27 protein-coding genes are annotated in these 26,132 nt (G+C 64.1%); 13 read left to right on the top strand and 14 right to left on the bottom strand.

Features of this window, described 5'->3' with window-relative positions; all coding sequences use genetic code 11:
• Positions 1–21 precede the first annotated feature (21 nt).
• Both NLY42_RS30070 and NLY42_RS30075 read left to right on the top strand, forming a co-directional pair.
• Positions 22–1,401: an aspartate aminotransferase family protein gene (locus tag NLY42_RS30070; RefSeq protein ID WP_023682678.1), complete on the top strand. Its 1,380-nt coding sequence runs from the start codon at positions 22–24 to the stop codon at positions 1,399–1,401.
• 9 nt (positions 1,402–1,410) lie between these two features.
• Positions 1,411–2,520 (top strand): alcohol dehydrogenase family protein, encoded by a 1,110-nt coding sequence (locus tag NLY42_RS30075; RefSeq protein ID WP_023753982.1) that lies wholly within the window; start codon positions 1,411–1,413, stop codon positions 2,518–2,520.
• A 10-nt stretch (positions 2,521–2,530) separates the two neighbouring features.
• Here the strand turns inward: NLY42_RS30075 and NLY42_RS30080 are convergent, their stop codons facing one another.
• Positions 2,531–2,689 (bottom strand): hypothetical protein, encoded by a 159-nt coding sequence (locus NLY42_RS30080; RefSeq protein ID WP_196814892.1) that lies wholly within the window; start codon positions 2,687–2,689, stop codon positions 2,531–2,533.
• Positions 2,690–2,867: 178 nt separating this feature from the next.
• On the opposite strand from NLY42_RS30080, the gene NLY42_RS30085 reads away from it, so the two are divergent.
• Genes NLY42_RS30085 through NLY42_RS30110 form a run of 6 tightly spaced genes read left to right on the top strand, consistent with a single transcriptional unit; the run spans position 2,868 to position 7,694 of the window.
• Positions 2,868–3,539, top strand: coding sequence for an amino acid ABC transporter permease (locus NLY42_RS30085; RefSeq protein ID WP_023682680.1), 672 nt, complete (start codon positions 2,868–2,870; stop codon positions 3,537–3,539).
• The gene (locus NLY42_RS30090; protein ID WP_023753981.1) at positions 3,539–4,210 is read left to right on the top strand and encodes an amino acid ABC transporter permease; all 672 of its coding nucleotides are present in this window, start codon (positions 3,539–3,541) and stop codon (positions 4,208–4,210) included. Before NLY42_RS30085 ends, NLY42_RS30090 begins: the two co-directional genes overlap by 1 nt.
• Before the next feature lies 1 nt (position 4,211).
• Complete coding sequence (locus NLY42_RS30095) at positions 4,212–4,946, top strand: amino acid ABC transporter ATP-binding protein (protein ID WP_023682682.1); 735 nt, start codon at positions 4,212–4,214, stop codon at positions 4,944–4,946.
• Positions 4,947–4,948: 2 nt separating this feature from the next.
• Positions 4,949–5,875 (top strand): isoaspartyl peptidase/L-asparaginase, encoded by a 927-nt coding sequence (locus NLY42_RS30100; RefSeq protein WP_023667864.1) that lies wholly within the window; start codon positions 4,949–4,951, stop codon positions 5,873–5,875.
• An 11-nt stretch (positions 5,876–5,886) separates the two neighbouring features.
• Positions 5,887–6,678: a transporter substrate-binding domain-containing protein gene (locus NLY42_RS30105; protein ID WP_023682683.1), complete on the top strand. Its 792-nt coding sequence runs from the start codon at positions 5,887–5,889 to the stop codon at positions 6,676–6,678.
• The gene (locus NLY42_RS30110; RefSeq protein WP_023732245.1) at positions 6,672–7,694 is read left to right on the top strand and encodes a LacI family DNA-binding transcriptional regulator; all 1,023 of its coding nucleotides are present in this window, start codon (positions 6,672–6,674) and stop codon (positions 7,692–7,694) included. Before NLY42_RS30105 ends, NLY42_RS30110 begins: the two co-directional genes overlap by 7 nt.
• 81 nt (positions 7,695–7,775) lie before the next feature.
• Here the strand turns inward: NLY42_RS30110 and NLY42_RS30115 are convergent, their stop codons facing one another.
• The 6 genes from NLY42_RS30115 to NLY42_RS30140 are packed head-to-tail and all read right to left on the bottom strand — an operon-like array spanning position 7,776 to position 12,115.
• Positions 7,776–9,035 carry an ABC transporter substrate-binding protein gene (locus NLY42_RS30115; protein WP_023667861.1) on the bottom strand — a complete coding sequence of 420 codons (1,260 nt, stop codon included), beginning with the start codon at positions 9,033–9,035 and terminating at the stop codon, positions 7,776–7,778.
• Between the two features lie 36 nt (positions 9,036–9,071).
• Positions 9,072–9,500 (bottom strand): hypothetical protein, encoded by a 429-nt coding sequence (locus NLY42_RS30120; RefSeq protein WP_023667860.1) that lies wholly within the window; start codon positions 9,498–9,500, stop codon positions 9,072–9,074.
• Complete coding sequence (locus NLY42_RS30125) at positions 9,497–10,552, bottom strand: aldo/keto reductase (RefSeq protein ID WP_023667859.1); 1,056 nt, start codon at positions 10,550–10,552, stop codon at positions 9,497–9,499. Before NLY42_RS30125 ends, NLY42_RS30120 begins: the two co-directional genes overlap by 4 nt.
• Entirely contained in the window at positions 10,549–10,902 is a 354-nt protein-coding gene (locus NLY42_RS30130) for a TIGR04076 family protein (RefSeq protein WP_023667858.1), read from the bottom strand. Before NLY42_RS30130 ends, NLY42_RS30125 begins: the two co-directional genes overlap by 4 nt.
• Complete coding sequence (locus NLY42_RS30135) at positions 10,903–11,391, bottom strand: DUF3830 family protein (RefSeq protein WP_023667857.1); 489 nt, start codon at positions 11,389–11,391, stop codon at positions 10,903–10,905. It abuts the gene before it with no gap.
• A 1-nt stretch (position 11,392) separates the two neighbouring features.
• Positions 11,393–12,115 (bottom strand): GntR family transcriptional regulator, encoded by a 723-nt coding sequence (locus tag NLY42_RS30140; protein ID WP_023753980.1) that lies wholly within the window; start codon positions 12,113–12,115, stop codon positions 11,393–11,395.
• 124 nt (positions 12,116–12,239) lie between these two features.
• On the opposite strand from NLY42_RS30140, the gene NLY42_RS30145 reads away from it, so the two are divergent.
• From NLY42_RS30145 to NLY42_RS30165, 5 genes are read left to right on the top strand one after another with little or no spacing between them, the layout of a single operon-like run.
• Positions 12,240–13,043: an ABC transporter ATP-binding protein gene (locus tag NLY42_RS30145; protein ID WP_023753979.1), complete on the top strand. Its 804-nt coding sequence runs from the start codon at positions 12,240–12,242 to the stop codon at positions 13,041–13,043.
• On the top strand, positions 13,036–13,782 hold the full coding sequence (locus NLY42_RS30150; RefSeq protein ID WP_023753978.1) for a branched-chain amino acid ABC transporter ATP-binding protein: 747 nt from the start codon (positions 13,036–13,038) through the stop codon (positions 13,780–13,782). The genes NLY42_RS30145 and NLY42_RS30150 overlap by 8 nt, the downstream gene beginning before the upstream one ends.
• The gene (locus NLY42_RS30155; RefSeq protein WP_023753977.1) at positions 13,779–14,687 is read left to right on the top strand and encodes a branched-chain amino acid ABC transporter permease; all 909 of its coding nucleotides are present in this window, start codon (positions 13,779–13,781) and stop codon (positions 14,685–14,687) included. Before NLY42_RS30150 ends, NLY42_RS30155 begins: the two co-directional genes overlap by 4 nt.
• A complete protein-coding gene (locus NLY42_RS30160) occupies positions 14,684–15,667 on the top strand; it encodes a branched-chain amino acid ABC transporter permease (protein ID WP_023692250.1) in 984 nt (327 codons plus the stop codon). The genes NLY42_RS30155 and NLY42_RS30160 overlap by 4 nt, the downstream gene beginning before the upstream one ends.
• Positions 15,664–16,959, top strand: coding sequence for an NAD(P)/FAD-dependent oxidoreductase (locus tag NLY42_RS30165; RefSeq protein ID WP_023753976.1), 1,296 nt, complete (start codon positions 15,664–15,666; stop codon positions 16,957–16,959). The genes NLY42_RS30160 and NLY42_RS30165 overlap by 4 nt, the downstream gene beginning before the upstream one ends.
• Positions 16,960–17,089: 130 nt before the next feature.
• Here NLY42_RS30165 and NLY42_RS30170 read toward each other — a convergent pair whose 3' ends face one another.
• The 7 genes from NLY42_RS30170 to NLY42_RS30200 form a co-directional block, all read right to left on the bottom strand.
• A complete protein-coding gene (locus tag NLY42_RS30170) occupies positions 17,090–17,962 on the bottom strand; it encodes a molybdopterin dinucleotide binding domain-containing protein (RefSeq protein ID WP_286497578.1) in 873 nt (290 codons plus the stop codon).
• A 38-nt stretch (positions 17,963–18,000) separates the two neighbouring features.
• Positions 18,001–19,926, bottom strand: coding sequence for a molybdopterin-dependent oxidoreductase (locus NLY42_RS30175; protein ID WP_286497552.1), 1,926 nt, complete (start codon positions 19,924–19,926; stop codon positions 18,001–18,003).
• 3 nt (positions 19,927–19,929) lie between these two features.
• Complete coding sequence (nirD, locus tag NLY42_RS30180) at positions 19,930–20,259, bottom strand: nitrite reductase small subunit NirD (protein ID WP_023686954.1); 330 nt, start codon at positions 20,257–20,259, stop codon at positions 19,930–19,932.
• A 5-nt stretch (positions 20,260–20,264) separates the two neighbouring features.
• Positions 20,265–22,715 carry a nitrite reductase large subunit NirB gene (nirB, locus tag NLY42_RS30185; RefSeq protein ID WP_023708118.1) on the bottom strand — a complete coding sequence of 817 codons (2,451 nt, stop codon included), beginning with the start codon at positions 22,713–22,715 and terminating at the stop codon, positions 20,265–20,267.
• Between the two features lie 4 nt (positions 22,716–22,719).
• Positions 22,720–23,517, bottom strand: coding sequence for an ABC transporter ATP-binding protein (locus NLY42_RS30190; protein ID WP_023682696.1), 798 nt, complete (start codon positions 23,515–23,517; stop codon positions 22,720–22,722).
• 10 nt (positions 23,518–23,527) lie between these two features.
• On the bottom strand, positions 23,528–24,418 hold the full coding sequence (ntrB, locus tag NLY42_RS30195) for a nitrate ABC transporter permease (protein WP_023682697.1): 891 nt from the start codon (positions 24,416–24,418) through the stop codon (positions 23,528–23,530).
• A 94-nt stretch (positions 24,419–24,512) separates the two neighbouring features.
• Positions 24,513–25,841 carry a CmpA/NrtA family ABC transporter substrate-binding protein gene (locus NLY42_RS30200; RefSeq protein WP_023667844.1) on the bottom strand — a complete coding sequence of 443 codons (1,329 nt, stop codon included), beginning with the start codon at positions 25,839–25,841 and terminating at the stop codon, positions 24,513–24,515.
• Positions 25,842–26,132 lie beyond the last annotated feature (291 nt).

A 26,132-nucleotide genomic window follows, 5' to 3' on the forward strand; every position in this document is an offset into this window, starting at 1 on the left:
CATCTCTCAAGGAGTCAAAAAATGCTCGACCAATCCAACGAACTCAATGCCTGGGATCGCGACCACTTCTTCCATCCTTCGACCCATATGGGCACGCATGCGCGGGGTGAATCGCCGACCCGCATCATGGCCGGCGGCGAAGGCGTCACCGTCTGGGACAACAATGGCAGGAAGAGCATCGATGCCTTTGCCGGTCTCTATTGCGTCAATGTCGGCTATGGCCGCCAGAAGATCGCCGACGCGATCGCCACCCAGGCGAAGAACCTCGCCTACTACCACGCCTATGTCGGCCACGGGACCGAGGCCTCGATCACGCTGGCCAAGATGATCATCGACCGCGCGCCGAAGGGCATGTCGAGGGTCTATTTCGGCCTCTCGGGTTCGGATGCCAACGAGACCAACATCAAGCTGATCTGGTACTACAACAACGTGCTTGGGCGGCCGGAGAAGAAGAAGATCATCTCGCGCTGGCGCGGCTATCACGGTTCGGGCGTGATGACGGGATCACTGACCGGGCTCGACCTGTTCCATAACGCCTTCGACCTGCCGCGCGCGCCGGTCCTGCACACCGAAGCGCCCTACTATTTCCGCCGCGCCGACCGCTCGATGAGCGAGGAGCAGTTCTCGCAGCATTGCGCCGACAGACTGGAAGAGATGATCCTGGCCGAAGGTCCCGAAACCGTCGCCGCCTTCATCGGCGAGCCGATCCTCGGTACTGGCGGCATCGTGCCGCCGCCGGCCGGCTACTGGGAGAAGATCCAGGCGGTGCTGAAGAAGTATGACGTGCTGCTGGTCGCCGACGAGGTGGTGACGGGCTTCGGCCGTCTGGGCACCATGTTCGGCTCCGACCATTACGGCATCAAGCCAGACCTCATCACCATCGCCAAGGGGCTGACCTCGGCCTACGCGCCGCTGTCGGGCGTCATCGTTGCCGACAAGATGTGGCAGGTGCTGGTGCAGGGCTCCGACAAGCTCGGTTCGCTCGGCCATGGCTGGACCTATGCCGCGCATCCGATCTGCGTCGCCGCAGGTGTCGCCAATCTCGAACTGATCGACGAACTGGACCTGGTGACGAACGCCGGTGAGACCGGCGCTTATTTCCGCGCCGAACTGACCAAGGCTGTCGGCGGGCACAGACACGTCGGCGACGTGCGCGGCGATGGCATGCTGGCGGCGGTCGAATTTGTCGCCGACAAGGACGACCGGGTGTTCTTCGACGCCTCGCTCAAGATCGGGCCGCAAGTGGCGACAGCACTTGCCGCCAGCGGCGTCATCGGCCGCGCCATGCCGCAGGGCGACATACTAGGCTTCGCGCCGCCGCTCTGCCTGACGCGTGAGGAAGCCGACATCGTCGTTTCGAAAACCGCCGATGCCGTCAACAGCGTGTTTTCCAATCTCTGAGATCGACCCATGAATGCCATGACCAAGACCCTCCCCGCCACCATGGCCGCCGTGCTGCTCACCGGGCATGGCGGACCGGAAAAGCTCGTCTATCGCAGCGATGTGAAAGTGCCTGTGCCTGCCGCCGGCGAGGTGCTGGTTAAGGTCAGCGCTTGCGGTATGAACAACACCGATGTCTGGGTACGCCAGGGCGCCTATGGCACGGAGGAGGACGCTGCCGCCGTGTCGACGTGGCGGCGGCAAGGCAACACGCTTACCTTCCCGCGCATCCAGGGCACCGACACGGTCGGCACCATCGCTGCCGTCGGCGAAGGCGTTTCCCCGGGCCGTATCGGCGAACGGGTAATGGTCGATTTTTCGATCTACAACCGCGACGACGATTCCCTCGCCGACATTGACTATATGGGCCACGGTCGCGACGGCGGGTACGCCGAGTACCAGACGGTGCCGGGCGAGAATGCGCATTTCGTCGATACTGACATGAGCGACGTCGAACTCGCCACCTTCTGCTGCGCCTACCTCACCGGCGAACAGATGCTGGAGCGCGCCGGGCTGAAAGCCGGCGAACGCGTGCTGGTCACCGGCGCCTCGGGCGGCGTCGGTTCCGGCATCGTGCAGCTGGCGCGGGCGCGCGGCGCCATTCCCTATGCGGTCGTCGGCAAGGGCAAGGAGCAGGCGGTGCGCGACATCGGCGCCGAAGCGGTCATTACCCGTGGGGTTGCCGATCTTCCCGCCGCCGTGAATGAAGCCACTGGCGACCAGCCGATCGATGTGGTCGCCGATCTCGTCGGCGGCGCGATCTTCAACGACCTGCTGCGCATCCTGCGACCTGAAGGCCGGTACACCACCGCCGGCGCCATCGCCGGCCCGGTCGTGCAGCTCGATCTCAGGACCATGTATCTCAAGCAGCTGCAACTGCACGGATCGAGCCAGGGCACGCGCGCCGACTTCCGCCGCATCATTGGATACATCGAAGCGAAGAAAATCCGGCCGCTGGTCGGCGGCGTCTACAGGCTCTCCGATTTTCACAAGGCGCAGGCAGACTTTATTGCCAAGGACTTCGTCGGCAAGCTGGTGATCGTGCCGGACGCCATGTGGAACCCGAATATCCGCACATAACGCCCCTACGTCAGAGCTCGTCGTAAACGGCATCATCAACACCTTGCGGCGTGGAGTCGTCGAAACCCAGCATGCGGTTGGTGACGTAGCCGAATCCGACACCGGCGCCGGGATCGGCAAAACCGAGGGCGCCGCCCCAGCCGCCATCGCAGCGACGCGCGGCTGGCATAGGCGGCGTCGTCGAGTTGAAAGCCGGCGGCGAATTGTCGGCGCTTGAGACATAGCGCGCATGAGGCGAACCGGAATCATCGCAACGAATGCAATCCACAGGCCGGCAACCAGACCCTGCATCTTGACAGACGAGGCGAAAGCCAAAAGAGTGAAACCGGTTTCACTGGGGACCGCCGGTGCATTTCGATCTGTCCACTCTGCTCCCGCATCTGGGTTTTCTGGCGCGCGGCGCCGAACTCACGGCCGCGGCTTGCGCGCTGTCGCTGGTAGGAAGCGTCTTCATGGGCGCGTTGGTGGCGATCGCACGCACCTCCGCCTCGGCACTGCTTCGACGGATCGCCTTCGTCTATGTCGATCTCTTCCGCAATGTGCCGTTCATCGTCCAGCTGTTCTTCTTCTATTACGGCCTGCCCGAGCTCGGCATTTACATCGATGCCTTCACCACCGGCGTCGTGGCGCTTTCGATTGCCGGCGGCGCCTATGCCTCCGACATCATTCGCGCCGGCATCCTCGCCATCGACCAGGGCATCATCGACGCCGCTGAAGTGAGCGGCCTGTCCAGGCGCAAGATCTTCACCCGCATCGTGCTGCCGATTGCGCTGCGCACCTCCGTGCGACCGCTCGGATCCGTGCTCATCAACATGATCCTTACGTCCTCGATCCTCTCGACCATCACGCTCAACGAGCTCACCGGCTCAGCCCAGATCGTGGTCTCGCAGACCTATCGGCCCTTCGAGGTCTATATGGTGCTGCTCTGTGCCTATGCGGCCCTGACCTATCTGGTCTCGCTGGGCGTCACCCTGCTCCACCGCCATCTCAATCGGGACATGATGGAGGCGGTCGACTGATGCGGTTCAGCGACTTCACCTCCTACGACCTGATCCTGCTGGCGCAAGGTCTCGGCACCAACGTCGCGCTGTTTCTCATCACGTCGCTGATCGGACTGCTGATTGGCCTGAGCTGGGCGCTGGTGCGGTTCTACCCTGTGCCGGTTCTGGCCCAGATCGTCACCTTCCTGTCGGAGCTGTTGAAGAACTCGCCGGTGCTGGTGCAGCTGTTCCTGGTGTTCTTCGGCCTGCCGGCGCTGCTGCATATAAGGGTGACGCCGGTCACCGCAGCGACCATCACTCTGTCGGCGAACACCGCGGCATTCGTCTATGTCATCGCGGTCTCGGCGGTCGAGTCGATCGAACGCGAGCAGGTCGAGGCCGCGCGTGTCTTCGGCCTGACCCGGTGGCAGGTCCTGCGCCATATCGTTTCGCCCCAGGCTGCCGCCTTCGCGGTCGGCCCGCTCGTCGCGCTGCTGGTCAACCAGCTTCAGGTGACGTCGCTGATTTCTGTCATCGGCGTCGTCGACCTGACCAAGATCGGCCACATCCTCAACATGCGGACCTTGAAGCCGTTCGTGGTCTGGACCGTCGTCGGACTGCTCTACTATGGCGCGGCAAAGCTGGTCGCCCTGCTTGGCGAGCGTCTTGAAAACCGCCTGCGGGCGCACAGCGCCTGGCGGGGGCTTTAACATGCTCAAGATCGAAAACGTGCACAAAGCGTTCGGCGAGGTCACTGTGCTGGACGGCGTCGACCTGACGATCGCGCCCGGCGAAGTGGTCTCGATCCTCGGGTCGTCAGGGTCCGGCAAGTCGACATTGATCCGTTGCATCAACGGCCTCGAAAAGCTGAAGTCGGGCCGCATCACGGTCGACGATTTCGATGTCAGCAAGCCGAAGGAGCTGGCCGAGGCGCGCAAGCGCTCAGGCACCGTTTTCCAGCTGTTCAACCTCTATCCGCATATGAGCGCGCTTCAGAACATTACGCTCGCCCCGATCGAGGTGCTGAAGATGCCGCGCCCTGAGGCCGAGGCGCTGGCGCGCAAGCTGCTCGAGTCCGTCGGCCTTGCCGATCGGGCCAACGCCTACCCGGCGCAGTTGTCGGGCGGGCAGCGCCAGCGTGTCGGCATCTGCCGGGCGCTCGCCATGCAGCCGCGCTATCTGCTGCTCGATGAAGTGACCAGTGCGCTCGACCCGGAAATGACGGCCGAGGTGCTGGCCATCCTGGCTAATCTCGCCGCGCAAGGCACGACCATGCTGTTCGTCACCCACGAGATCGAATTCGCGCGCGAGATTTCCAACCGCATCGTCTTCCTCGACAAGGGCAGGCTGGTGGTCGATCTGCCGACGGATCGTTTCTTCGCCGCGGACGGCGGCCGGGCGCAGCCGCGGGTTGCGCAGTTTCTCTCCAGGATGCGCAAGGACTAGGAATGCTGCTGTTAGCCAACAACGAAGCATGGCCGGGATTCGAGACCTCGGTGCAAATGCTGCGCGATGGCGCCGTCAGCCTGGACGCGATGGTTGCCGGCATCGGCATGGTGGAGAAAGAGGTCAAGGTTCGCAGCGTCGGCTATGGCGGCTGGCCGAACATGCTGGGCGAGATGGAGTTCGACGCCGGCGTCATGGATGGCAATACAAGAGAGGTCGGTTCAGTCGGCGCTGTGCCAAGGACCTTGGCGGTCGCTGCCCTGGCCCAGCAGGTGATGAAGCGCCTGCCGCATGTGATGCTGACCGGCGAAGGGGCGCGGCGCTTTGCCAGCGAAATCGGTTTTGCCGAAGACGAAGTCTTGTTCGAGGACAGCAAGCGCGTCTGGTGGGAGCGGCTGCAACAGGAACTCACACCGCAACAGCTGGCGAAATTCCCCGATATCGATCTGGCGCCGCTCAGCCGTACTATCACCGATCCCGAGCGGGTCCGCGACACCACCGTCTTCCTGTCGGCGGATGCGCGGCGCGGCGTCCATGCCGCGAGTTCGACCTCGGGCTGGGCGTGGAAATATCCGGGCCGGCTCGGCGATTCTCCCATTCCCGGCGCAGGCTTTTACGCCGACAGCCGCTATGGCGCGGCGGCGTGCACCCATACCGGCGAGATGACGATGCGCTGCGCCACCGCACGGACCGTCGTGCTGGCCATGAAGCTTGGCCGATCCCTGTCGGATGCGGTCGCGCTGGCGGTCGAGGAACTGGCTGAACTCGACACCGGCTTCCTGGCCGGAGTGGTCATCCACGCCGTCGACGCCGAGCAGAACCACGAGGTGGTGAATTTCAGATGCGAGGGCGAGGTCCGCTACTGGCTCTGGAAGGATTCCATGCCCGCACCCGAATTGCGGGCAGCAAAACGCGTCACTAGAAAATAAGGAGAGGAACCATGAAAACCGTAGTGCGTGCCTTCGCCGCGCTGGCCATCGTGGCCGGTTCGGCATTTCCAGCCCTTGCCGGCATGATTGACGACATCCGCTCACGCGGCACCATTCGCATCGGCGTATCGCTCGGCGGCGAGCCGATCGGCTTTCGGGATGCACAAAACAACCCTGTCGGCTACGATGTCGATGTCGCGACGCTGCTGGCGCAAAAGCTCGGCGTGCCGGTCGAGTTCGTCGACGTCTCGGGCGATGCGCGTATTTCCATGCTGGTGTCGGGACAGATCGATGTCGCGGTCGCAAACACCTCGGCAACGCTCGAGCGGGCCAAGACCGTCAACTTCACCATCCCCTACAACCGGGCCGGGCTGCGCGTCATCGTCCAGAAGGATGCCGGGATAACCGACCTCAAGGGGCTCGCCGGCAAGAAGGTTGTCGTCGGCCGCGGCACCACGGGCGAAACCTTCCTCAAGGCAGCCGTGCCGGACGCAGAGCTCGTTTATGTCGACCAGTTCGCGCCCGACGGGGTTCTGCAGCTGCAACAGAAGCGCGTCGATGCGGCGATCGAGGATTCCTCACTGCTCGATTACCTCGCAACCAAGACACCGAGCCTGGTGACGCTGCCTGGCCTCTATTCCAACGATCCGATCGGCATCGCGGTCGCCAAGGGCGATCCCGAATTCGTCCGCTGGCTCGACATGTTCGTGTCCGACTTCATCCAGTCGGGCACCTACGAGGCGACCTACAAGAAGTGGTGGGGGCCGGGCTCCAACCCGCCGGCGCTCAACCCGCTGTGGTGACACCCACTACCGGCAACCGATCGGCGCACACTCGAGGCGCCGTCGCAACGATCGCCGATGTCGCGCGGCTGGCAGGCGTGTCGCGTGCCGCGGCGAGCCGTGCGCTGTCGAGCGGACCGCGACCGGTCTCGGCGGACAAACGCGAACGTGTCGTGCAGGCCGCCGCGCAGCTCGGCTACAAACCCAATCTCCTGGCGCAAAGCCTGACCACCAAGACCGTCAATCTGGTTGCCGTCGTGGTCAACCACATTCACGACCTTTCAGATCTCGACCTGTTCGACCGTCTGCTCGACGCAATCCAGTCGATCGGCAAGCAGGTCATCCTCATCCGCATCGGCTCGGCGGAAGGGGTCGAGGATTTTCTGCGCAACGGCGTTGCCTATCATGTCGATGCCGCCGTGGTGTTCTCCGACTTTGCCGATGCAGCGACGGTGCGGCGCATGTTTCGCTCGGACCTGGTCATCATGCTGAACGGACTGCATGACGATCTGTCACCCACCGTCATTCCCGATGAAGGCGTCGGCATCGCCGAGGCCGTGGCGGATGCGGCGGCCAAGCGCGCGCGCACGGCCAGCCTGCTGACCGGCCGTTCGTCCTCGCGGGTCGAACAGCTGCGCATCGGCCACTACCTCGAAGCGTTCCGGCATCATGGAATTGAACTGCTGCAGACGGTCCAGGGAGACTATTCCTACGAGTCGGGCTATGCGGCAGCCGCCGGCCTGACGGGACGCGGCTGTCCCGATGCGGTCTTTTGTACGTCCGACGCGATGGCCATGGGTGTTCTGGATGTCTGCCGGGCGGATTTCCCCGACAACCGGCCCAGCCGCTTCCGCCTCTATGGCTTCGACAATGTGTCCCTGACCAATTTCGACGCCTACCCGATATCGTCAATCGGCTACGACAAATCAGACTATGTGGGTCATATCGTCGGCGCCCTCTCCAATCCGCAGGTCTTCATGCCCGGCCAGCCGCCTGTCGTTATATTGACCCGGCTGATTTCGCGCTTGACCGCGTAACTAGCGCCGATGTTGGACTGCTTGTCCGGCGTCGATCTCCCAGAGCTCGAACGGAGATCGCGCCGGACAATGTACCGGCGCCTACTGCAATTTCGCCTGCAGCGCGTTGACGTCGTCGGTTGTCATTTCACCGTCGGTCGTCACCTTGCCGTCGACGATCTTCCACAGCCGGAACGGACCGGTGATGTCGCCATATTTGTCGAAGCTGACCGGACCGATGACGCCTTCATAGCGGATCGGCCTGCCGTCCTTGATCAGGCCGAGCGCCTTGGCGAACTCGTCCTTGCCGGCATAGATCGGTGTGCCGGCAGGATCGACCGCCTTGTACATGGCATCCTTGATCTTGGCTGGATCCTCGGAGCCGGCAATGGCAATGGCGAGACCGACAATGGCGCCGGCATCATAGGAACGGTCGGCTGCCGGGTTCGACGGTTCGATGCCCGAAAACTCCTTGTAGTTTTTCAGGAAATAGTCGGTGGATGCCGTCGGGCTGGTGCCGGAAGAGGTACCATAGGCATCCTTCAGATAATCGGCGCCGACGGATTCGATGAAGTCCGGGCTGTTCATGCCGTCATTGAGCAGGAATTTCTGCACGCCGCCCTGCGATATCCAGGTGCGGGCGACCGTTGCGCCGTCGACCGGCGTGCTGACGAGGTAGAGTCCGTCCGGCTCGCCTCCCATCGCCGCCGTCACTTCCGAAGCATAGCTCGACTGCTTTTCATTATAGGGCGTGTCGGAGACGATGGTGCCGCCGAGCGCTTTGTAGGCACGCGAGAATTCGGCCACCATGTTGACGCCGAAGTCGTTGTTGACATGGATGATCGACAGTTTCTTGAAGCCCTTGTCGATGGCGTATTTGGCGGCGGCCACGCCTTGCAGCGCATCCGACGTGATGGTGCGGAAGAAGATGCCGTTGGTCTTGCCGTCGCGGCCAAGGGCGGTCAGCGTCGGCGAGGACGAAGCCGGCGACACCTGCACGATCTTGGCCGGCCCGGTGACCGAGGTCAAAATCGGGATCGACACCGAGGAGATGATGCCGCCGATGATCACCGGCACCTTCTTGACCTGTACCAGCTGGGTCGCGGCATCGACCGCGATATTGCCCTGGCTCTGGCTGTCGCGCGTGTCGGTTGCGAGATCGCAGCCGCGTACGCCACCGGCTTCATTGATGTCGCGGAAGGCCATTTCGACGGACTTCGCGCCGGCCTGGCCGTATTCGCCGGCCGGGCCGGTGAGCTCCATGACCAGGCCGACGGTGATCTTGCAGTCCGCTGCGTGTGCGGCGCCGGCCATCGTCACGAGAGCCAGTGCTGTGGTGATTTGAAGTATCGTCTTCTTCATTGCCGTTCCCCTTTTCTTGTTTGAACTTTTGCCTGTTCAGCCTTCCGGCGCCTGCAGCCAGGTCTCATGCAGATGCCGCCATTCGACGCCGTTTGGTGCCGATGAACTGGTGGTGAAGACCGCACTGGACTGCCGGCGACTGTGTTTGCCGGCGCGCAGTTGCGCCTCGATGTAGAAGATGACGATCGTGTCCGCGTCCTGCCAACCCGGCCTGATGTCCTCGATCGATATGGCAAAACCGTCGTCGCAAGTGGCGCGGCTTGTCCGGACATGATCTACGACCGCGTCGCGATCGAGGATCTGGCCATTCGGCGCCACCATGGTGAGGCCTTCGCCCATGACAGCCTCGAAGCGGCCGAACTCCACAGCGTCGGCTCGCGCGGCGACAAACCAGTCGACGAAGAAGCGATGCAGGTCGATGATTTCAGCGCTGGCACGCGAAAAAAGGGAAGGCTCTCCGCTCATTTCTTCCCCGCATTGAGGTTGTAATGCATGATCGAGCCGTGGCGGCCATGACGGTCGCGCTCCAGCGCGTAGACATCGCCCGCGAGGCCGGTGCCTTGTGCGATGGCGGCAGCAATCCGCGCGCGATCGTCGGCGTCGAGCGCGACGTCCATGATTTTCGTATTGGCCAGCGCATGTGCCTGGTTGCGCGCACCCACAATGACGGCCGCGACCTGCGGCTGCTCGAGCACCCATGCCGAGGCGATGGTGGCAATGTCGACGCCGTGGCGATCGCCGACCGCTTTCAGCGCCTTGAGCAGGGACTGGAACAGCTCCCAGCCGCCGAAGTCGTCGATGATCAGCTTGTATTTGACCAGCGAGCGGTTTTCGAGCGGCGTGGAGGGCTCGGCCACGCCAAGCCATTTGTCGCTGAGGAAGCCGCCCGCCACCGAGCCGTAGCAGAGGAAGCGGACACCGTTCTTAGCGGCAAGGCCCGCAAGGCTGTTTGCCGGCCGCTGGTCGAGCACTGAATATTGCAGTTGCTGGCTGACCAGCGGGATGCCCGCGGAGAGGATTTCGGCTAGCCTCGGCGTATCGAAATTGGTGGTGCCGAGATTGCGCACCTTGCCTTCCAGCCGAAGCTCGTCGAGCCAACCCATCGCCTCGACGTAACGAGGCTGGTCATAATCCCACCAGTGAAACTGCACGAGGTCGATCCGCTCGGTCTTGAGCCTGCGAAGCGACTGATCGACGATGCCCCTGATGTAGTCGCGGCTGATGCCTGCCAGTCGTTCGAGGTCCGGCACCAGCTTGGTGTGCACCTTCATCCTGGCCGCGACATCGAGACCGCGCTCGCCGGCCAGCCGCAGGCGCGCGGCGCCGATCAGTTCCTCGACGCCGGTGTAGATGTCGGCGCAGTCATAGGTCCAGATGCCGGCATCGAAAGTGGCGATGAGGTCGGTCACCGCCTGGCTGCGGTCGACGGCGCCATGCCCGCCGGCCAGCTGCCAGCCACCGCGGATGACTCGCGAGATCCCATAGCCGGGGCTGAGTTCGATGGTCCTGGCGGTCATCCCTTGTCGGTCTCCTTCGGCAGCGGCACGGCCGTGGTTTCGGCATGGCTGAACCGCCGCTTGGCAAGCCTGACGATGCGGAGCCGGCTGGCGCAATTGGGATCGGGACAGGCGATCTCGGCATCCGAGGTCATCCAGTCATTTGCATGCGTCGGGCGCTGCTTTGCCGCCAGGAGCGGCAACACGGCCGAGATCGAATAGATCGAAAAACCCTGCCCTGCCGGCAGCGAGAGCATTTCGCCCTTGAGTTCGAAATAGTCGCCGGCCCTGGCGCCGCAATAGACCGGCTTGCCCTCGGGGATGACCGCTTCGACGCGCAGATCGAAGAGTTCGAAACTGTCGTCGGCCATTCAGGCCTCCACCAGGCTGAAGGTGATGTCACAGGCGCCGTTGCGGCGGATGACGCCGCAGGCGGCGGCAAACTGATCGCGCTCTCCGGCAAGCACTTGCGCGACCACGCTGCCGGCCAGCCAGCCGATCGGGAACAGCAGCCGCGCCCCCTGCCCGTAGTACAGGCCGATATCGAAGATGGCATTGGGATTGCCGCCCCACACGCGTGGCGGCACATAGGACAGCACGATATCGCCGGGCTGCGGCGTCAGCGTTGCATTCTCCGGTGGCAAAGACTGGGCATAGGCCTGGCCGTGGAGATCGGCTGACGGAACCGGGCACGAGATTTCCGGTCCTGTCCACATCGCATGGATGCCTGGGATGATGCGTGGCTGCGCCAGATACGCCAGCAGGAAGGCGGCATTCTCCGGCGCCTTTTCGGGCAATAGCAGCGCCGTCACGGAAAGCTTCGAGCGTGGTTCTGTGATGCCGATGGCGGGCTTGGGCATGTCAGTCCTTCGCCGATTGAAGTTTGTCGCGCAGGAAGGCGAAGGGGCGGCTGATGTCGGCTACCAGCGCCTCGCGCGCCGCTTGCGCATCCTGTTTGGCAAGTGCCGCGACAATTCGACGATGATAGTGGGCGGTATCAACCTCGCCTGCCTCGGAGAAGGCATAGATGGCGACGCGGATGCAGGGACCCGATTGAAGCCAGAGGCTTTCGATCATCGGGATCAGCACAGCCGAGCCGCAGCAGCGGTAGATCTCAAAATGGAAGCTCTGGTTGAGCGTCGCTTCGCGATCGATATCCTTCTTGTGCTTCAGGGCCCGCATCTCGTCCCACTCGCCCAGCATGGCTTCGATCGATGCGATCTGGCGCGGGCTCATACGCGTGGCGGCAAGCGCGATCGCTTCGCCTTCGATGAGTGAGCGGGCGCGCAGGAGGTCGTCGATGCGCTCCAGCGTGATCGGCGGCACGCGCACCGAGCGGTTGGGCAGCGCCTCCAGCGCCTTTTCCGTGATCAGCCGGCCGAGCGCTTCGCGTACCGGCATGGTCGAGGTGACCAGCGCATCGGCAAGACCGCGGATGGTCAGCACCTGGTTCGGCTCGAAAAGGCCACCGATCAGGGCACGGCGCAGCTCGGAATAGACGCGATCCTGCACGGTCTCGCGGCCGACCGGCGTAAGCTGGGCTGCGATCGTCTCGTTGTTCTTTTCGATGGCAGCCTTCTGCATTACCGGCATTTGCCCCGTTTTCGGCTTGCGAATGAAATTAAAGCCGAATATCGTGATCAAAGCAAGTGTGATCACAAATCAAAAATCAGGAGGCGACAACGATCGTCTTCGGCCAGAGGGTTTGATGAGCGATGCAGCGGAGCGCCAACGGCAGGAGACCCGTGCGCCGGTTCTGACGGCACGAAACGTCGTCAGGCGTTTTGGCGGCCTTGTCGCCGTCAACGATGTCTCGTTTGATGTCAAAGCGGGCGAAATCCTCGGCCTGATCGGGCCGAATGGCGCCGGCAAGACGACGATGTTCGATCTGTTGGCGGGCAGCATATTGCCAACCAGCGGCGATATCCTGCTCAATGGCACGCGCGTCTCCGGCGAAGCCGCTCATCTGCGTATCGGCCGTGGTCTTGGACGCACCTTCCAGATCCCACGCCCCCTGCCCAATCTGACGTTGATCGAAAACATCATGCTGGCGGCACAGGGCCAAGCCGGCGAAAAATTGCTCGCCAACTTCGTCACGCCTTGGCGGGTCGCAGCACAAGAAAGGGCTGCCAGGACAAAGGCGCTCGAGCTGCTGGAGTTGGTCACTCTCACCCATCTCGCGCACGAGCCGGCACGCGTGCTTTCCGGCGGCCAGCGCAAGCTGCTCGAACTCGCCCGCGTCATGATGGCCGATCCGGCGATCATCCTGCTCGACGAACCGGCGGCCGGCGTCAACGCGACGCTGCTCGAGATCATCATCGACCGTATCCGCGACATCAACGCGCGCGGCATCACCTTCCTGCTGATCGAGCACAATATCGACATGGTGACGCGGCTCTGCCACCGCGTGCTGGTCATGGCGAGCGGCCAGTTGCTCAGCAAAGGCACTGCGGAAGAGGTCGCCCGCGACCCGCGCGTCATCGAGGCCTATCTCGGAGCCCAGCATGAGTGAGACGGTCGTCGACGTGCGCAACCTCGAAGCCGGCTATGAGCTTGGCGTGCCGATCGTGCGCGGCGCCTCGATCACCGTCGGCAAGGGCGAGATCGTCGTCGTGCTCGGTCCCAACGGCGCCGGCAAGTCGAGCTTCATCAAGGCGATCGCCGGCCTTGTCCCGATCACCGGCGGCACCGTATTTCTGGACGGCAAGGACATTACCGCCGCTCCCGCGCACACCATGGTTCGGCTCGGCCTGGCCTTCGTACCGCAGACGGAGAACATCTTCCCGCTGATGTCGGTCGAGGACAATCTGAAGGTCGCCTGCGGCATCCTCGAGCGACGCGAAATCCCTGCCCGCATCGAGGAAATGTATGCGGCCTTCCCCGACCTCGTCCGCCAGCGCCGCACCGCCGCCGGCAATCTGTCGGGCGGACAGCGGCAGATGCTCGCCGTCGCACGTGCGCTGATCGTCCATCCCAAGGTGCTGCTGCTCGACGAGCCGTCGGCCGGCCTGTCGCCGAAATTCGTATCGATGGTGTTCGAGATGCTGGCCGGCATCCGCAGGTCCGGCGTCACCATCCTGCTGGTCGAACAGAACGCCAAGGCAGCGCTGGCCATCGGCGACCGCGCCTATGTGCTGGTCGAAGGCAAGGACCGGCACGAGGGTGTGGCGTCCGAATTGTGGAACGATCCTGTCGTCGCCGAACTCTATCTCGGCCAACGCCCTCACGCCGGCAAGGGAGGCGCGGCATGAGCCTGCAATTTGTCGTCGATGGGTTGCTGACCGGTTCGATGATCGGCCTCGGCGCCATTGGCGTGACGCTCACCTATTCGATCCTGCGCTTCTCGAACTTCGCCCATGGCGACTTCATGGCCTGGGGCACCTATGCGACGCTCGCCGTCGTCAGCACCATCGGCGCGATGTTCGGCAAGGTGGCGCCCATTGGACCGCTGTCCTTCGGCTGGCCGCTGCTGGTTGCGCTGGTTGTCGGCATGATTTTCACTGCCCTGCTGGCGCTGTTGCTCGACAAGGTGCTGTTTTCGCGGCTGCGCTCGCAGGGGCAAGCCATCATCGTGGTGATGGCGAGCTTCGGCGCCTCGATGGCGCTGCGCAGCCTGCTCGAATTCACCTTCAGCTCACGGCCGACCTATTTCAGCCGCGCGATCCAGATCGCCATGCCGGTCGGCTTCGGCATCCGCATCACGCCCGATCAGATCGCGCTTCTGCTGCTGACCGCCGTGCTGGTGCTCGGCGTGCATCTGTTGATGACACGCACGCAGACCGGCCGCTCCATGCAGGCGCTGAGCCAGAATGCAGCGCTGGCCCGCATCGTCGGTATCGACGTTGCCTCCGTTGTGCGTGTCACCTGGATCATCGGCGGGGCGCTGGCCTGCGTGGCCGGCGTGATGATCGGCATTCTGGTGCAGATCCGCCCGTTCATGGGCTTCGACATGCTGCTGCCGATGTTTGCAGCAGCCATCCTCGGCGGCATCGGCAGCATTCCGGGCGCCGTGCTCGGCGGCTTGATCATCGGTCTTGCCGAAGCCGGTGCGGTGCAGCTGATCGGCGCCGAATGGCGCGCCGCAATCTCCTTCATCATCCTGATGGCGGTGCTGTTCGTTCGGCCGATCGGCCTGTTTGGTGTGAGGGAACGCTGATGGACCTGCTCGGCTACGGCGCCTTCTTCCTGACCACCGCACTGATCTTTTCGCTGGTCACACTGGGGCTCAATCTGCAGTGGGGGCTGACTGGCCTTTTCAATGTCGGCCTTGCCGGATTCGTCGCCATCGGCGCCTATACATCGGCGCTGCTGACGACCCCGGACGATGCCGCGCGCTTCGGCGGCTTCGGTCTGCCGATCCTGGTCGGCTGGGCGGGCGCCATGGTCGTCGGCGGTATCGCCGCAGCACTTACCGGCATGGCCACGCTGCGTCTGCGATCCGACTACCTGGCGATCACCACCTTCGGCGTCGCCGTCGTCGTGCAGCTGGTCGCGCTCAACGCGCAGAAACTCACCGGCGGCCCGTTCGGCATCGGTTTCATCCCGCGCCCGTTCGGCGGCCTTGCCGAAACGCCGCTGCTGTTCAACCTGTCGAACCTCGCCGTCGTTTCGGCTGTGACGCTGATCGCCTATCTCGCTCTGGAGCACCTGTCGCGCAGCCCCTGGGGCCGCGTGCTCAAGGCGCTGCGCGAGGACGAGCGAGCGGCGATTTCGCTGGGCAAGAGCGCGCGCTTCTACCGCGTCCAGGCCTTCGCCGTCGGCGGCGCTATCATGGCGCTGGCCGGCGCTTTGCAGGCGCATTTCACCGGCTTCATCGCGCCCGATAACTATCTGCCGATCCTGACCTTCCAGGTCTGGGTGATGCTGATCGTCGGCGGCTCGGGCAGCAATGCCGGCGCCGTTGCCGGCAGCATCCTGGTCTGGGCGATATGGGCGGGGTCGGGCACGCTGACCAGCGTGCTGTTTGCGCCCGAGCAGCAGGCACGCGCGGCCTCACTGCAGATCGTCGCCATCGGCGTCATGCTCTGCGTCATCCTGCTGATCCGGCCTAACGGATTGTTCGGCGACCGGCCGCGCCGACCGAAGCCCGGCACACAGACAAAGGCGGCGGCCAACGAGAACGAGGCCGGATCATGAATGCCATGATCCGGCAGCAAGCGTATGGCGTTTCGCTCTGGCATGCCGTCAGCCGCAACCGCCGCGACCGGGGCGCGCTGCAAGGCGGACTCGACGTCGATCTCGCGATTGTGGGCGGCGGCTTTTCCGGCCTGTCGACGGCATTGCATGCCTCTGAGAAAGGGCTTTCGGTCGCGGTCCTCGAAGCCGAATTCATCGCTTGGGGTGCGACCGGCCGGAATGCCGGCTTCGTCGTTCCGAACTTCGCCAAGCGGGATCCAGACGACATCATCACCGAACTCGGACCCGAGCGCGGCGGGAGGCTGATCGATTTCGCCGCGGGAAGCGCTGACCTGGTCTTCGGCCTGATCAAGCGGCATGGCATCGAATGCGACGCTGTGCAGAATGGTTGGATCCAGCCGGCGCATTCGTCCGCCGCGCTGGAAAAGACGCGATCGCGCGCCGAGCAATGGGCGGCGCGGGGCAGGCCGACCGTAACGCTCGATGCCAAGGCGGTCACGACGCTCACCGGTATCGGCGGCTACGCCGGCGGTTGGATGGATAACTCGGGCGGCGTCCTCAATCCGGTCGAGTATGCGCGCGGCCTGGCCGATGCCGCCGAAAAAGCCGGCGCGCGGATCTTCGAGCAGACGCGCGTCGCTTCCATCGACCGCGCTGCGGATGGCTGGACCTTGACGACCGCATCCGGCGCCGTGCGTGCGGGCAAGGTGGTGATCGCCACCAACGCCTATGGCGGGGCACTGAACCGGACACTGGCGCGGACCTATATCCCGCTGAAAGTCTTCCAGATCGCCACTGCGCCGCTGCCGCGCGCCATACGCGCGCGCCTGCTGCCCGGCGGCCAGGGCGTTGGCGACACCAGGCGCAACCTGTTCACGTGCCGCTTCGATGGCCAGAACCGGCTGATCAGCGGCGGCATGCATGTCGTCGGAGCCGGCGCTGAGACGCGCATGCCGCAAACGATTTGGCGACGGCTCGCCAGGCATCTCGATTTGCCTGACCTGCCGCCGCTTGCCTACAGCTGGACAGGCGTGGCGGCGGTGGTGCCGGATTTCCTGCCGCGTCTCATCGACCTCGGCCCGGGCCTGATCGCCGGCTTCGCCTGCAACGGTCGCGGCATCGCCATGACCACGGCAATGGGCAAAGTGCTGGCGGACTGGGCGAGCGGAACGGACGCCCGATTTCTGCCGCTCCCCTTCGCACCGCCAGCGCCGATCCCGCTGCACAACCTCGTGCGCTATGCACCGAATATGCTGCTCCCCTGGAGCATCCTGCGCGACCGGCTGGATTAGACAGCCAAGCCAGGTGATCCCCCTGCCGGCGCGCTCATAGTGGCCCGAAAAGGACCGCCACCACCTTCCGCAATCGATGGCCTTGGTGCCCAAGAGGGTATCTTCAGATCCCCTCCCCATCCAGCCGCATCTACTCCGCAGCCTGAACCCGATTGGCCTGGATGACCGCCCGGATCTCGGACCGGCAGGAGCCGCAATTGGTGCCGGCCTTCAGGGCGCCGCCTATGGCTTCGACTGTCGCGCACCCGGCTGCCACTGCCGCCGCGATCTGGTTGACCCCGACGCTGAAACAGGAGCAGACGGTCGCGCCCGAATCGGGCCGATCGGCGCCGGCGCGACCGGCGACGATCCTGAAGCGTTCGCGCTGGCTGGTGTGAACCTCCTGGAGTTGCTGTGCCGCCCAACCCCGCGAAACCGCCACCGGTCCCGACGCGATAAACAAAGCCCCGGCGAGGTGCTGGTCGTCGAAGGCAGCAATACGATGCTGGCCGGTATCGCGGTCGTGATAAGCGAGCGTATCGGCTACGGGAACATCGAAAAGCGAACCAGCAAAACCAGCCCAGTCGATGTCGTCGTCAGCAAAGGCAAGCTCCACCCGCCAGCCGCCCTTGCATTTGGCCACGGCCCAGTAATCTGCTGCGACCGCCACCGGCTTGCGGCGCACCACGGCGAAGCCGAAGGCTCTCGCGGCGAACTTCTCGATGCGGGCGCCGACATGTTTCAGCGCAGGCTGACCGGAAACCGGATCGGTCAGAGGCGCGGTCAGCGTGTCGAGCCGGCCTTTTGCCGAAAACTGGTCAGTCCAGTGCATCGGCGCAAACACGCTCCCCTGGCGCTGGCGTGCCGTCACCAGCGCGCGCACCAGCACATCGCCGCGCGGGCTGGAGACGCGCACGATGTCGGCGTCGCCAATGCCGTGATGCGTGGCATCCGCCGGGTGGATCTCGACGAAGGGCTCGGCCATGTGCTGGGAGAGACGTGGGCTTTTGCCGGTGCGGGTCATTGTGTGCCAATGGTCGCGAACGCGGCCGGTGTTGAGGATCAGCGGATAGTCCGGGCTGGTGCGTGTCTCGACGATGGGACGAATGGCGATGAAGCGGGCCTTGCGGTCGGGATTGTAGAAATTGCCGTTGGCGAAGAAGCGGGTGTTGGAAGGGTCAAGTCCCGCTTGAACACCCCCCTCTGTCCTGCCGGACATCTCCCCCGCAAGGGGGGAGATTGGCAGCTTTGACGCCGGCATATCTTCTGCATCGTTGGTAATTGGCGAAGGCCGAGGCGACGGCTGATCTCCCCCCTTGCGGGGGAGATGGCCGGCAGGCCAGAGGGGGTGGCTGTGCTCGGCGCCGGCCACTGGAACGGAGCCAATTCTTCATAGGCGTCGGCATCGATCGCACCATAAGCGCCGATATCGAAATCCCGCGCGCCGTCATTCTCGAAACCCGACAGCGCGGCGTGTTCGGCGAAAACCTCCGCCGGCGTCACATGCGCAAACGCCTCGCCAAACCCCATCCGCTTGCCCACCTCGGCAATGATCTGCCAATCCGGCCGCGCCTCGCCGGGCACCGCAAGAAAGCTGCGCTGGCGCGAGATGCGGCGCTCTGAATTGGTCACGGTGCCGTCCTTCTCGCCCCAGGCGGCGGCGGGTAGCCGCACATGGGCGTGACGCACGGTGTCCGTGCTCGCCAGCACATCCGAAACCACGACAAACGGGCAGGCCTTGATCGCCGCCTCGACGGCATCGGCATCCGGCATCGAGTCGACCGGGTTGGTGGCCATGATCCACAATGCCTTGATGCGGCCGGCGGCGATCGCCTGAAACATCTCGACCGCCTTCAGACCGGGCTTTGGGGCGACGGCCGGCGCATTCCAGAAACGCTGCACGCGGTCACGGTGCTCGGGGTTTTCGATCTCCATATGGGCGGCCAGCATATTGGCCATGCCGCCGACCTCGCGGCCGCCCATGGCGTTGGGCTGGCCGGTCACTGAAAACGGTCCTGCCCCAGGTTTGCCGATGCGGCCGGTGGCGAGATGGCAGTTGATGATGGCGTTGACCTTGTCGGTGCCCGAAGACGACTGGTTCACTCCCTGGCTGTAGACAGTGACGGTTTTCGCAGTCGCGGCGAACAGGTTGTAGAAGCGGGTGAGCTCGTCCTCGCTCAGGCCGGTGGCGGCGGCAATGCCGGCAAGGTCGAGCGCCGATGCGGCGAAGAGAGCTTGGCCGAAGCCGGTCGTGTGTGCGGTCACATAGCCGCGGTCGAGTGCGTTGTGCTGGCCGAGCCAGGCGAGCAGACCAGTGAACAAAGCAACGTCGCCATCCGGCGCGATCGCCAGGTGAATGTCGGCGATATCAGCGGTCATGGTGCGGCGCGGGTCGACCAGCACGACCTTCATCTCCGGTCGTTTTTCCCGGGCCGCCGCGATGCGCTGGAAGAGCACGGGATGGCACCAGGCGAGATTGGAGCCGACCAGCACGATCAGGTCGGCGAGCTCGAGATCCTCGTAGGTGCCGGGCACGGTGTCGGAGCCGAAGGCGCGGCGGTGGCCGGCAACCGAGGAGGCCATGCATAGCCGCGAATTGGTGTCGATGTTGGCCGAGCCGATGAAGCCCTTCATCAGCTTGTTGGCGACATAGTAGTCTTCGGTCAGCAACTGGCCGGAGACATAGAAGGCGACGGAGTCAGGACCGTGCTCGGCGATGGTTTGCGAAAAGGTCGAAGCGACGCGGTCGAGCGCCTCGTCCCAGCCGGCACGGCGACCGTGGATTTCGGGGTAGAGCAGCCTGCCGTCGAGGTCGATGGTTTCGGCCAGGGCCGAGCCCTTGGAGCAGAGCCGGCCGAAGTTCGCTGGATGGTCGGGGTCGCCGCGGACGCTGACTTCACCGTCCGCGGCGACTTTCGCCAGCACGCCGCAACCCACCCCGCAATAGGGGCAGGTGGTCCTCACCTCGCGCGCTTCGCCCAGTTCCATGCTTCAGGCCGCGCGGCTGGCCAGCGCTTTCAGCGCAATGAACAGGAGCTCGCCCTCGATCCGCACAGGAATGGTGCGCACGGCGCCCTCGTCGGCGCCGAGCGCCTTGCCCGTCTCCAGCGAGATGACCCAATTGTGCAAGGGACAGGTGACGGCGGTGCCGTGGACGATGCCTTGGCTCAGCGGCCCACCTCTGTGCGGGCAATGATCGTCGATGGCATAGACCTGATCGTCCTGCGTGCGGAAGACGGCGATCTTGCCCTCGGGTGTGTCGACGCAGCGCGCGCCACGCCGCGGGATGTCGGAGAGTGAGCCGATCGATATCCAGTCCATTTTGATCACTCCGCCGCCTGCGCAAACCCGACAGAAGCCATTGGCCGGAACTCGTGCTTGTCCTTGCCGGAGACGCGTTCCGACCACGGGTCGACCTGGGCGAATTTCTGGCTGAAGACGAAGCGCTCGTAATAGGCCTTGCGCTTTGCACCGTCGTCCATGATCTGGCGCTTGATCTCGGGGATGCCGATGCGCTTGGCCCATTTGTAGATGCGCTCGAGATAGCGGCCCTGCTCGCGATACATCTGCGTCAGCGCCACGATATGCTCCAGCGCCTCGTCCTCGGTCTTGACCAGGCCAAGCACTTCGGTGCCCTTGATGTCGAGGCCGGCGGCGCCGGCGAAATGGATCTCGTAGCCACTGTCGACACAGATCACGCCGACATCCTTGCAGGTCGCCTCGGCGCAGTTGCGCGGACAGCCCGACACCGCCATTTTGACCTTGGCCGGGGTCCACGAGCCCCACATGAATTTCTCGATGCGAATGCCGAGGCCGGTCGAATCCTGCGTGCCGAAGCGGCACCAGTCGGAGCCGACACAGGTCTTCACCGTGCGCAGGCCCTTGGCGTAAGCATGGCCTGAGACGAAGCCGGCCTGGCCGAGATCGGCCCACACCGCCGGCAGATCCTCCTTGCGGATGCCCAGCATGTCGATGCGCTGGCCGCCGGTGACCTTGACCATCGGTATCTCGAACTTGTCGACGACGTCGGCGATGGCGCGCAGTTCGGCGGCGTTGGTGACGCCGCCCCACATGCGCGGCACCACCGAATAGGTGCCGTCCTTCTGGATGTTGGCGTGGACGCGTTCGTTGATGAAGCGCGACTGATAGTCGTCGGCGTAATCGTTCGGCCAGTCGCAGACGAGGTAGTAGTTGAGCGCCGGCCGACATTTTGCGCAGCCGCAGGAGGTCGTCCATTCCAGCTCCTGCATGACGGCGGGAATGGTCTTCAGGCTCTTGGCGATGATCAGCCGGCGCACCTCGTCATGGCCGAGCGTGGTGCAGCCGCACATCGGTTGCACGGCGGCCGGGTTGTATTTGTCGCCGATGGTCAGCACCATCAGCTTCTCGACCAGCCCGGTGCACGAACCGCAGGAAGCCGATGCCTTGGTGTGGGCGCGCACGTCGTCGAGCGAAGCCAGGCCCTTGGCCGTGATCGCGCCGGTGATCTTTCCCTTGCAAACGCCGTTGCAGCCGCAGATTTCCGCATCATCCGGCAAGGCTGCAACGGCCGCCATAGGGTCCAGCGGGGCACCCCCCTGGTAGGACTGGCCGAAGATGAGCGTGTCGCGCATCTCCGATATGTCGGTCTGCTTCTTCTTGAGATCGTTGAACCAGGCCCCATCCGCCGTCTCGCCATAAAGCACGGTGCCGATGATGCGGTCGTCCTTGAGCACAAGGCGCTTGTAGACGCCGGCGGCGGCATCGCGCAGCACGATCTCCTGGCGGTCCTCGCCTTCGGCGAAGTCGCCAAGCGAGAACAGGTCGATGCCGGTGACCTTGAGCTTGGTCGGCGTGTCCATGTGGACGAAGGCCGCTGCCTCGTTGCCGGCCAACTGGTTCGCGGCAACGCGCGCCATCTCGTAGAGCGGCGCGACCAGCCCGTAGACCTGGCCGTTGACCTCGGCGCATTCGCCGAGCGCGTAGACGTCGGGGTCGTTGCTGCGCATGCCGGCATCGACGACAATACCACGATTGACGGCTATGCCGGCCTCCTTGGCCAGCGCCGCATTCGGCCGGATGCCGACCGCCATCACCACCAGCGTTGCCGGGATGATGGTGCCGTCGGCAAGCTCCACCTGCCCGACCTTGCCGTTGCCGGTGATCGCCTGGGTGTTGGCCTTGGTGATGACCTTGATGCCGCGCTGTTCCACCGCGCGCTGCAGGAGATAGCCGGCGGCTGGATCGAGCTGACGCTCCATCAATGTCGGCATGACATGCAGCACGGTGACGTCCATGCCTTGGGCGTTCAAACCTGCTGCCGCCTCCAGCCCGAGCAGGCCGCCGCCGATGACCACGGCCTTGGCGCGCGACTGGGCGGCAAGCATCATGGCCTGAACATCGTCGAGGTCGCGATAGGTCAGCACGCCCGGCAGATCGTGACCGGGCACCGGAATGATGAAAGGCACTGATCCGGTGGCGATGACGAGCTTGTCGTAAGGCTCGGTGACGCCGTGGTCGGAGGTGACGGTCTTGGCCGCCCGGTCGATGGCGACGATCTTGTGACCCTTGTAGAGGGTGATGTTGTTGGCGATGTACCAGCCGTCGCCGTGGATGATGATTTCCTCATAGGCCTTTTCGCCGGAGAGAACCGGCGACAGCATGATGCGGTCGTAGTTCACCCGCGGCTCGGCGTTGAAGATGGTCACGGTGTAGCGGCCCGGCGCCTGTTCGAGCAGATGCTCCAGCATGCGCCCAGGGGCCATGCCGTTGCCGATGATGACGAGCTTTTCGGTCATGGCGTTACTCCGCGGCTTCGACGAAGCGATGACGTTCATAGAGGAACTTCAGCACCGCTTCGCGGCAGCGCAAAAAGGTGCGGTCGGAAGAGAGTTCGACGCGGCGACGCGGCCGTGCCAGCGGCACCGCAAGCACCTCGCCGATGGTCGCCGCCGGACCGTTGGTCATCATGACGATGCGATCGGACAACAATACCGCCTCGTCGACATCGTGGGTGATCATGATCGTCGTCGAGCCGAGCCTGGAATGGATGTCCATGACCGCGTCCTGAAGATGGGCGCGCGTCAGCGCGTCGAGTGCACCGAACGGCTCGTCGAGCAACAGGATCTTCGGCTCCATGGCAAGCGCCCGGGCAATGCCGACGCGCTGCTTCATGCCGCCCGATATTTCGGCCGGCCGCTTGTCCTTGGCATGGGCCATCTGCACGAGATCAAGATTGCGCATGATCCAGTCATGCCGTTCGGTCCTGCTCTTGGAACGACCAAAGACTTTCGACACCGCCAGGCTGATGTTTTCGTAGACGGTGAGCCATGGCAGCAGGCTGTGGTTCTGGAACACCACGGCGCGCTCGGGTCCGGGGCTGTCGACCTCCTTGTTTTCAAGCAGCACGGCGCCGGCGGAAACCTTGGTCAGCCCGGCGATCAGATTGAGCAAGGTCGACTTGCCACAGCCGGAATGGCCGATGATGGAGACGAATTCGCCCTTGTCGATGGTCAGCCTGATGTCCTTGAGCACCTCGCTGACCTGACCGCCGCGGGCAAAGGATTTGTCGATATGGTCGAGCTTCAGATAGGCCGTCATCGCCCTCTCCTCACTTTGCCGTTGTGCCGCGGGTGACGAAAGCGCCGACCGCAGCGACCAGGCGGTCGAGGCAGAAACCGGTGACGCCGATATAGGCGAGCGCGACGATGATGTCGGGCAGCCGCGACGAGTTCCAGGCGTCCCAGATGAAGAAGCCGATGCCGACGCCGCCGGTCAGCATTTCGGCGGCGACGATGGCGAGCCAGGACAGGCCGATGCCGATTCTGAGGCCGGTGAAGATGTAGGGTGCGGCGGCCGGAACCATGATCTTGACGAAGAATTCGAACTGGTTGAGCCGCAAGATGCGTGAGACGTTGCGGTAGTCTTCCGGAATGTTTCGCACGCCGACGGCGGTGTTGATGATGATCGGCCAGATCGAGGTGATGAAGATAACGAACAGCGCCGACGGGCTGGAATCGCGGAAAGCAGCCAGCGACAGCGGCAACCAGGCCAGCGGCGGCACGGTGCGCAGTATCTGGAACACCGGATCGAGGCCACGCATGGCCCAGATCGACTGGCCGACCAGGGCGCCGAGCGCGACGCCGACGATCGCCGCCAGGCCGAAGCCGATGGCGACGCGCTGCAGAGAGATCAGCACCCGCCACGCAAGGCCGATATCCTGCGGGCCGTTGTTGAAGAACGGATGCGCGATCAGGTCATAGGCCTCGTTCCACACCTGGCTGGGCGGCGGCAGGCTGGCGGTCGGCGACGAGCAGGCGATCTGCCACACGACCAGCATGAAGGCGATAACGATGACCGGCGGCACCAGGGCGGTGGCCAGCCTGCCGGCGATCGCGATCGGGTCGAAGCGGCGCCGCGCTTTGGCGGTGAAAGCGATGACCGCGGCAGGCTTCGCGGGGAACGCCTTCACCGTGGTTTCCTCAATGGCTTGGATGGACATGTCTGAGTATAACTCCGGGGTCGATGCGGGCGACAAGCGGCGAAGCGCCGTTGCGCTGGGGGCGACAAACGGCGCAACGCGCCGTTTGCGCCGGTCAAGCCGATGCCTTGATCTTCAGGCTGTCGAGATAGGCCGACGGGTTGGCCGGGTCGAAAATCTTGCCGTCGAAGAATGTCTCGACGCCACGCGACGACGAGGCCGGAATATCGGCTGCGGCAACGCCGAGATCCTTCGCCGCCTCGCGCCAGATATCCTCGCGATTGACCTGATCGACCAGCGTCTTGATGTCGGTGGTCGGCGCGAATTTTCCCCAACGGATGTTTTCGGCGAGGAACCAGCTGTCGTGGCTCTTGTAGGGATAGGAGACGCCACCCTTCCAGAATTTCATGTAGAGGTCAGTGCCGGTGGCCACGCGGCCATTGCCGTAGTTGATGTCGCCCTTGAGGCGGCCGATAATGTCGGCGACAGGCACGTTCATCCATTGCCGCTTGCCGATGATGGCGGCCATCTCGTCCTTGTTCTCCGTGGCCTCACACCATTGCTGGGCCTCCATGACGGCCATCACGATCGCCTTGGTGGCGTTCGGGTATTTGTCGATGAATTCGGCGCGGAGGCCGAGCGCCTTTTCGGGATGACCCTTCCACAGTTCGCCGGTGGTGGCGGCGGTGAAACCAACGCCCTGGTGGACGAGCTGTTCGTTCCACGGTTCGCCAACGCAGAACACGTCCATGTTGCCGACTTTCATGTTGGCGACCATCTGCGGCGGCGGCACGACGATGGTCGAGACGTCCTTGTCGGGATCGATGCCGCCGGCGGCCAGCCAATAGCGCAGCCACAAATCATGCGTGCCGCCCGGGAACGTCATGGCGGCCTTGATTTCCTTGCCGGCCGCCTTCTTGGCGGCGAAGGCGTCCTTCAGCTTGGAGGCGTCGAGGCCGACACCGGTGCCGGCGTATTCCTGCGCAACCGAAATGCCCTGGCAGTCGTAGTTGAGCCGCGCCACGATAGCCATCGGCATCGGCTGGTTGTTCTGCGTCACCTTGCCGGTGTGCATGAGATAGGGCAGCGGCGTCAGGATGTGAGCGCCGTCGATGCCGTTGGCTTCGCCGCCGAGCATCAGATTGTCGCGCGTCGCGCCCCAGGAGGCCTGCTTGATCACCTCGACGTCGGGCATGCCGAACTTGGCGAACAGCCCCTTCTCCTTGGCGATCATCAGCGGCGCCGCGTCGGTCAAAGCGATGAAGCCGAGCTTGGCGCCGGTGACCTCCGGAGCGGTCGTGGCGGCATAGGCGCCCGAGGGGAAGAGCTTGCGGGCCGCCACGAACAGGCCGGCCGTCATGGCGCTGCTGACAAGAAAATCGCGGCGCGTCACATCCTTGAGCGATGTTCCCGTCCCGATCCATTTCCCTATTTTTTCTTTCATCGTGATCTCCGGTTGAACGCTTCGTCGAGTGGCCCAAAACAAAAAAGCCGCCGTCCAGGCCTCGCGCGTCCGTACATCCGGGATCGCGTCGTTGACCTGAGCGGCAGCTTTGCCTGTGGCGCCCGCCATTGGACGCCTGTTCCGTGACCCGCGAAGGGTCTGGCTAATTCAAAGCAGGAACCGTGCCAGTTCTGAGTGAAACGAAAAACCTAAATGAAATCAACATTACGCGCCAGACGCCGGCACGCGAGGCGACATCGCAAGCAGGTCAAAGATTGTTCATTACAGCAA

Source organism: Mesorhizobium sp. C372A (assembly GCF_030323245.1).
Lineage (GTDB): Bacteria > Pseudomonadota > Alphaproteobacteria > Rhizobiales > Rhizobiaceae > Mesorhizobium.

What these genes read in the sequence shown, in the direction of transcription:
- NLY42_RS30145 (WP_023753979.1), top strand. Translation starts at nt 12,240, where the DNA reads ATGAGCGATGCAGCGGAGCGCCAACGGCAGGAGACCCGTGCGCCGGTT.
- NLY42_RS30175 (WP_286497552.1), bottom strand. Translation starts at nt 19,926, where the DNA reads ATGGAACTGGGCGAAGCGCGCGAGGTGAGGACCACCTGCCCCTATTGC.
- NLY42_RS30105 (WP_023682683.1), top strand. Translation starts at nt 5,887, where the DNA reads ATGAAAACCGTAGTGCGTGCCTTCGCCGCGCTGGCCATCGTGGCCGGT.
- NLY42_RS30140 (WP_023753980.1), bottom strand. Translation starts at nt 12,115, where the DNA reads ATGCAGAAGGCTGCCATCGAAAAGAACAACGAGACGATCGCAGCCCAG.
- NLY42_RS30135 (WP_023667857.1), bottom strand. Translation starts at nt 11,391, where the DNA reads ATGCCCAAGCCCGCCATCGGCATCACAGAACCACGCTCGAAGCTTTCC.
- NLY42_RS30170 (WP_286497578.1), bottom strand. Translation starts at nt 17,962, where the DNA reads ATGACCCGCACCGGCAAAAGCCCACGTCTCTCCCAGCACATGGCCGAG.
- NLY42_RS30200 (WP_023667844.1), bottom strand. Translation starts at nt 25,841, where the DNA reads ATGAAAGAAAAAATAGGGAAATGGATCGGGACGGGAACATCGCTCAAG.
- NLY42_RS30070 (WP_023682678.1), top strand. Translation starts at nt 22, where the DNA reads ATGCTCGACCAATCCAACGAACTCAATGCCTGGGATCGCGACCACTTC.
- NLY42_RS30095 (WP_023682682.1), top strand. Translation starts at nt 4,212, where the DNA reads ATGCTCAAGATCGAAAACGTGCACAAAGCGTTCGGCGAGGTCACTGTG.
- NLY42_RS30120 (WP_023667860.1), bottom strand. Translation starts at nt 9,500, where the DNA reads ATGAGCGGAGAGCCTTCCCTTTTTTCGCGTGCCAGCGCTGAAATCATC.
- nirB (WP_023708118.1), bottom strand. Translation starts at nt 22,715, where the DNA reads ATGACCGAAAAGCTCGTCATCATCGGCAACGGCATGGCCCCTGGGCGC.
- NLY42_RS30190 (WP_023682696.1), bottom strand. Translation starts at nt 23,517, where the DNA reads ATGACGGCCTATCTGAAGCTCGACCATATCGACAAATCCTTTGCCCGC.
- ntrB (WP_023682697.1), bottom strand. Translation starts at nt 24,418, where the DNA reads ATGTCCATCCAAGCCATTGAGGAAACCACGGTGAAGGCGTTCCCCGCG.
- NLY42_RS30155 (WP_023753977.1), top strand. Translation starts at nt 13,779, where the DNA reads ATGAGCCTGCAATTTGTCGTCGATGGGTTGCTGACCGGTTCGATGATC.
- NLY42_RS30100 (WP_023667864.1), top strand. Translation starts at nt 4,949, where the DNA reads ATGCTGCTGTTAGCCAACAACGAAGCATGGCCGGGATTCGAGACCTCG.
- NLY42_RS30080 (WP_196814892.1), bottom strand. Translation starts at nt 2,689, where the DNA reads ATGCCAGCCGCGCGTCGCTGCGATGGCGGCTGGGGCGGCGCCCTCGGT.
- NLY42_RS30115 (WP_023667861.1), bottom strand. Translation starts at nt 9,035, where the DNA reads ATGAAGAAGACGATACTTCAAATCACCACAGCACTGGCTCTCGTGACG.
- NLY42_RS30090 (WP_023753981.1), top strand. Translation starts at nt 3,539, where the DNA reads ATGCGGTTCAGCGACTTCACCTCCTACGACCTGATCCTGCTGGCGCAA.
- NLY42_RS30125 (WP_023667859.1), bottom strand. Translation starts at nt 10,552, where the DNA reads ATGACCGCCAGGACCATCGAACTCAGCCCCGGCTATGGGATCTCGCGA.
- NLY42_RS30150 (WP_023753978.1), top strand. Translation starts at nt 13,036, where the DNA reads ATGAGTGAGACGGTCGTCGACGTGCGCAACCTCGAAGCCGGCTATGAG.
- NLY42_RS30075 (WP_023753982.1), top strand. Translation starts at nt 1,411, where the DNA reads ATGAATGCCATGACCAAGACCCTCCCCGCCACCATGGCCGCCGTGCTG.
- nirD (WP_023686954.1), bottom strand. Translation starts at nt 20,259, where the DNA reads ATGGACTGGATATCGATCGGCTCACTCTCCGACATCCCGCGGCGTGGC.
- NLY42_RS30165 (WP_023753976.1), top strand. Translation starts at nt 15,664, where the DNA reads ATGAATGCCATGATCCGGCAGCAAGCGTATGGCGTTTCGCTCTGGCAT.
- NLY42_RS30130 (WP_023667858.1), bottom strand. Translation starts at nt 10,902, where the DNA reads ATGGCCGACGACAGTTTCGAACTCTTCGATCTGCGCGTCGAAGCGGTC.